This is a genomic window from Rhizobium sp. 3T7 (assembly GCF_020166565.1).
Classification (GTDB): domain Bacteria; phylum Pseudomonadota; class Alphaproteobacteria; order Rhizobiales; family Rhizobiaceae; genus Rhizobium.
Map to the genome: position 1 here is coordinate 1 of NZ_JAIQXS010000044.1, position 6,062 is coordinate 6,062.

Below are 6,062 nucleotides of genomic sequence, written 5' to 3' on the forward strand. Positions count from 1 at the left end.
TTGAGGAGCTTCTGGTCGTTGAGCGAGAGGGAGGCGAGGTAATAGGGCTGGCCGGTTGCGCGGTCGAGGGTTGTTGCGGCGGCGACGACGGCGACGGTGCCGTGGAGTTCGGGCGTGGTGCGCTGGTTGAAGGCGGTGAAGCGCATGCGGGCGGGCTGGCCGGGAAAGACGCGGTCGATGTCGACGGGGGGAATGCGGACCTCGATGGTGAGGTCGCCGCTTTTCGGCACGACGGACATGACGACGGCGCCAGGGGCGATGATGCCGCCGATGGTGTGGACCTGCAGGTCATAGACGAAGCCGTCGACGGGGGCGCGCACCTCCATGCGGGTGAGGCGGTCGCGGGCGGCGATCTCGCGCTCGTTGAGCTCGGCGATCTTGGCGAGCAGGTTGACGATCTCGGTCTGCGCCTCCTTGCGGGTGGTCTGGTCGATGGAGATCAGCTTCATGTTGAGCTCGCTGATCTCGCCCTCGGCCTCGGCGACGCGGGCGATGAGCTCGCCGCGGCTGCCCTCGATGCGGGCGCGCTGGCGCAACAGGTCGCGCTTCTGCGAGATCGGCACCAGCTGGTTGGTGAGCAGCTTCTCGGTCTTGGCAAGCTCCTGCTCGACGATCTCGGCCTCGCTGTCGTTGGAGCGGCTCTGCGCCTTGAAGCCGCGCACCTGCTCCTCGAGCTGGACGATCTGCAGGCGCAGCTGCTCCTTCTGGTTGGCGACCATGCGGCGGTTGGCCTCAAACAGCCTCGTCTCGCCCGAGATCACGGCAGGGGAGAGATCGAGCGTGTCGAAGCCGACGGCGTCAGCCTCGTCGCGCTCGGCCACCAGCCGGGCATGGGCGGCGGTGAACTGCTGCAGCTGCGCCTTGACGATCGACAGCTCGACGCGGGTCTGGGTGTCGTCGAGGACGAGGAGGACGTCGCCCTTCCTGACGGCGGTGCCGTTGTCGACGCGGATGGCGGCGATGATGCCGCCGTCGCGATGCTGGATGGTCTTGACCTGCTCGGAGACGACCACCTGGCCATGGGTGATGACGGCGCCCGACAGCTTCGCCTGGGCGGCCCAGCCGCCGATGCCGAAGACCAGCACGCCTGCCAGCGCCGAGGAGGCGACGATGCGCGAGGTGATGCCGAACTGCCGGACCTTGTTCTTGTCGCCGCCGTTGCGGTCACGGCTCTTGTCGTTGGTCGTGGTGATCATTGCGCTGTTCCCCTGAAGCCTTGCCTGGCCTTGTTGCATGTCGTCATGGTCTGGTTGTCATGGTCCTGCTGTCATGGTCCTGCTGTCATGCTTGCTGCCATGGGCGGGACAGGCCTCAGGCCTGTCCCATCGGCTGGCTGTCGATCGTTACCTGGCCGCTGTCGAGGGCGGCCAGGATGAAGTCCTGGGCGGTCAGATCGTGATGGCCGCGCAACAGGATCTGCAGATCGTCGTCGTGCTCGAGGTCGACGACGGTGCGCACGACGGTGCGGGTGTCGTCGCCGAGCGCCTCGTAGTAGAAGGTGATCGAGCCGATCTGCGGCGTGTCGCCATCCATCTGCAGGCCGGCGAAGACGAGCGCGCCGGTCTGGCCAAGGGCGGAGAGATCGATGCGGTCGCCGACGGCAAAGTCGAGGATCTCGTCATGACCGGAGCCGTCGTTCTGCAGGCTGGCGACGGACTGGAAGACGAAGATGTCGCCGCCCTCGCCACCGACGAGCACGTTGACCGTGGCCGAGGCGACGATGAGGTCGTCGCCGGAGCCGCCGCTGGCGTTCTCGACGTCGACAAGTTCGTCGTCGCCGATCTCCGCACCGGAGGCCTCGCCGCGCTCGATATCGATGACGACGCCGAGCACGGTTGCCGAGGCGTCGTAGCAGTCGCTGCCGCTGCCGCCGTCCATCCGGTCGTTGCCGTCGTCGCCGCCACTGGGGCTGCCGTTGCTGTCGCTGCGGGCCAGCACGATGAAGACGTCGTCGCCACTGCCACCGTCGAGCTGGTCATCGCCGTCGCCGCCGACCAGGTGGTCGTCGCCGCTGCGTCCGGCCACCTGATCGTCGCCACCCCCGCCATACAGGATGTCGGTGCCGCTGCCGCCGGAGAAGCGGTCGTCACCGGAGCCGCCATGAATGGTCTCGAAGCCGGCAATGGTGTCGCGGCCGATCTCCTCGCCCTCGGCATAGCCGGCCTCGATGTCGGCAATCACCACCTTGATCAAGGCCGACAGGTCGAGCGTGTCGTAGCCGGCGCCGCCGTCATAGACGTCGTTGCCGTCATCGCTGCCACTGCCGCTGCCGCTGCCGCTGCTGTCGTTGTCGCCGCTGTCGCCGCTGCCGCTGCTGTCGCCGCTGCCGCTGCCGTCCTGGCCGCTGCTGTCGTCGCTGCTGCCGCTGCTGCTGTCGTCGTTATTGCTGTCGGCGGCAGGGGCGGCCAGCACGATGACGACATCGTCGCCGGTCCCGCCCAAGACCGTGTCGTCGCCCTCGCCACCGGTCAGCTGGTCGTTTCCGACCCCGCCTTCCAGGCGGTTGTCATCGCCGTCGCCGCACAGCGTATCGTCATGGGCGCTACCGGTGACGTTCTCGATGCCGGACAGGCTGTCGCTGCCGATATCGGCGCCGGTGGCCGTGCCGGCGGCAAGGTCGACGACGACGGCAGCCGTCGCACCGCCGGCATCATAGGTGTCGCTGCCCTCGCCGCCGACATAGGTGTCGTTGCCGTCGGAGGTTGGGGCGGGCGCGGAGGCAAACGATCCCGTGGCCGGTGCCGCCTGACGCAGGTCCTCGCCAAGCAGGCCGACCCTAAAGGTGTCGTTACCGGCCTCGCCGAGCGCCACGTCCTTGCCAAGCCCGCCGGTCAGCGCGTCATTGCCGTCGCCGCCTTCCAGCAGATCGTCGCCGGCCTCGCCGGCAAGCTGATCGTCGCCGTCATCCCCCATCAGGTGATCATTGCCGGCGCCGCCGAACAGCCGGTCGTTGCCGGCCTCGCCGATCAGGCTGTCATTGCCTTCGTCGCCGAACAGGTCGTCATTGCCCTCGCCGCCGAACAGCACGTCGTTGCCAAGCCCGCCGAACAGCCGGTCGTCGCCCGCCTCGCCATGGATCAGGTCATTGCCGTCGCCGCCGAAGACGGTGTCGTTGCCGGTGCCGGCAAACACCACGTCGCGGCCCTCGCGGGCATAGACGAAGTCGTCGCCACCCTTCAACGAGACGATGTCGTCCTCGGGCGTGCCGAGCAGCCGGTCGTCGCCGTCCGTACCGCTAATCTCGTGCGGCGCCGCCTTCAGGAGCGACAGGCTCGACTGCGTGACGATGCTGCCCTTGCCGTCGCTCACCTGGTAGCTGAAGGTCACCGGGCCGCTGACGCCGCGTGCCGGCGTATAGAGCCAGACGCCGTCGCCATAGGCGGTGATCGCCCCGCTCGAGGCCGTCAGGTTGCGCACGCTGAGCGGATCGCCGTCCGGATCGTAGGTCTTGGCCAAGAGATCGTCGAGGAAGATCAGCATCGACAGGTTGACCATGCCGTTGGCCAAAACGTTGCGGCCGAGCGACACCGGCAGCCGGTTGGCGCGCGTCTCGTCATCGTCGTCGTCGCCATCACTGCCCTGTTGACCAGGACCGCCCGGCAGCGGGCCGTCGCGACCGCCGGTGTCGCCGGGACCGCGGCCGCGGCCACCACCGCCGCCGCCACCGCCCTGGCGCCCCCGCCCCGTCTCGGGAAAGTGGAAGCTCTCGCCATCGATGCCGATGCGGCCCTCATTGTCGTTGGCGTTGAAGGCCCGCATCACCGTGTCGGCAAGGTTCGGATTGCGCGGCAGCGGCAGGTCCTCGAAGCTCAGCCGCACCGAGGCGACATGGCGCTTGCGCACCACGCCGGAGGTGCTGGCCATCAGCTCGTCGGTCATGTCGCGCAGGAAGGCGGCGACATCATCGATCGCCGCCAGATTGGTGGCCTCGGGACCGGCCGGCTCCACCGGCTCCGGGCCGGCAGCCTTCTGGTCGTGCGGCGGCTCGGGCTTGTCCTTGCCGCTGCCGAGCACGGCGCCGAGCACCCCGAACAGCAAAGGCAGCGAGTAGAGCCGACGGTCGACGCCCTTGTCGGCGGCAAGCCGGAACCGGTTGGCCGGCGCAACGGCCGCCTGGCCGTCGTCCGGCAGTCCGAGGATCAGTCTCTCCTCCATGACGCTCTCCTATCCTTGCTCAATCCCTTGCCGGGCCCTTGCTCAATCCCTTGCCGGGCCCTTGCCGGGCCGCTATTCGGCGGCGTTCGCAATCCGGTCGCGGCCGGCAGCCGGCGGCGTCTTGCCGACGACCAGCGGGCGCACCTTGGTGGCGGTCTGGATGATCTCGTCCTTCGGCCCGAAGGCGGAAAGCCGACCGTTCTGCACCAGCCCGACCATGTCGACGGCCGATAGCGCGCTCGGGCGATGGGCAACGATGACGACGATGCCGCCGCGCTCGCGCACCTTGGCGATCGCCTTGGTCAGCGCCTCCTCGCCTTCGGCGTCGAGGTTGGAGTTCGGCTCGTCGAGCACCACCAGGAAGGGATCGCCATAAAGCGCCCGCGCCAGCCCGATGCGCTGGCGCTGGCCGGCCGACAGCGCCGTGCCGTGCGGACCGAGCTCGGTCTGGTAGCCGTCGCGCAGGTGCACGATCAGCTCGTGGATGTCGGCGGCCTTGGCCGCACGGATGATCTTGCGCGCATCCGGAACCTCGGCAAAGCGCGAGATGTTCTCGGCGATCGTCCCCTCCATCAGCGCCACGTCCTGCGGCAGATAGCCGACATGCTCGCCGAAGAAGGCCTCGTTCCACTGGCTGAGGTCGGCGCCGTCGACCCTGACTGAGCCGCGCAGCACCGGCCAGATGCCGAGGATCGAGCGCGCCAGCGTCGTCTTGCCGCCGCCTGACGGGCCGATCAGACCGAGCGCCTGGCCGGCCTTCAGCGTGAAGCTCACTTCGCTCAAAAGCACCGCCCCGGTCGTCGGCGCCACCGTCGTGATGTTGTCGACCGTCAGGCTCTCATGCGGCGCCGGCAGCTCGACATAGTCGCTCTTGTCATTCAGCACCGCCAGCGTCTCGTTCAGCCGCTGATGGCTGCGCCTGGCGCTGACCACGCCCTTCCACTGGGCGATCGCCAGATCGACCGGCGCCAGCGCCCGCGCCGTGACGATCGACGAGGCGATGATCGAGCCCGACGACAGCTCGCCGCGGATCGCCAGATACGCACCCAGCCCGAGGATCGCCGACTGCAGCATCATGCGCAGCACCTTCGACAGGCCCGACAGCGTGCCGCCGATATCAGACGTCTTCGTCTGACAGTCGAGGTGGCGACGGTTGGCCTTCTCGAAGCGATCGACGGCGCGTCCGGTGATCCCCATCGCATGCATGATGTCGCTGTTGCGGGCATTCGAATCGGCCACCGAATTGCGGGCCACCGAGGCCTTGATCATCGACTGCGAATGGTGCTTGGTCAGCACCTCGGCGGTTACAGTCAGCAGCGTCAGCACCACCGCGCCCCCGACCGTCAAAAGCCCCAGCATCGGATGCAGCAGCCAGACGAAGACGAGGTAGATCGGCATCCACGGCAGGTCGAACAGCGCCACCGGACCCTGGCTCGACAGGAAGCCGCGCAGCGTGTCGACGTCGCGGCCGCGCTCCATCGCCTCCGAGGTCGAATAGCCGTAGCGCGGCATCTCGATCACCACCTTGTGGGCGATCGGCGCCAGCTCCGCATCCAGCCGCGCGCCAAGCCGGATCAGGATCTGCGAGCGGATGATGTCGAACATCCCCTGGAACAAATAGAGGCTGATCGCCAGGATCGACAGCGCCACCAGCGTCGAGATCGAACCGCTGGTCAGCGCCCGGTCGTAGATCTGCAGCATGTAGAAGGCGCCCGTCAGCGCCAGGATGTTGATGATCCCCGACAGCCCGAACAGATAGACAAGGATGCCGCGCAATCCCGTGATCTTGTACTGCGGCTCGCTCTTCTTCTTCGTCATCGCACGTCCCCACATCGGCGCATCGAACCCAGGACATCACCCGTCGCCCGGACCCGGCGCATTGAACAGATAAGTCCCCGACCGGGATC

The 6,062-nt window shown here is 67.9% G+C and carries 3 protein-coding genes; all 3 read right to left on the minus strand.

Translation table 11 applies throughout. From position 1 onward, the window contains the following. Positions 1–1,196, minus strand: a 1,196-nt coding sequence (locus tag K9B32_RS28680; RefSeq protein ID WP_224568745.1) for an HlyD family type I secretion periplasmic adaptor subunit, incomplete at its 3' end; no start/stop codon positions are given. Positions 1,197–1,311: 115 nt separating this feature from the next. Further along, positions 1,312–4,155 carry a cadherin-like domain-containing protein gene (locus K9B32_RS28685; RefSeq protein ID WP_224568747.1) on the minus strand — a complete coding sequence of 948 codons (2,844 nt, stop codon included), beginning with the start codon at positions 4,153–4,155 and terminating at the stop codon, positions 1,312–1,314. 72 nt (positions 4,156–4,227) lie between these two features. Beyond that, complete coding sequence (locus K9B32_RS28690; protein WP_224568749.1) at positions 4,228–5,973, minus strand: type I secretion system permease/ATPase; 1,746 nt, start codon at positions 5,971–5,973, stop codon at positions 4,228–4,230. Positions 5,974–6,062: the final 89 nt, after the last annotated feature.

Coding starts and splice junctions, on each gene's coding strand:
- K9B32_RS28685 (WP_224568747.1), bottom strand. CDS start 4,155: ATGGAGGAGAGACTGATCCTCGGACTGCCGGACGACGGCCAGGCGGCC.
- K9B32_RS28690 (WP_224568749.1), bottom strand. CDS start 5,973: ATGACGAAGAAGAAGAGCGAGCCGCAGTACAAGATCACGGGATTGCGC.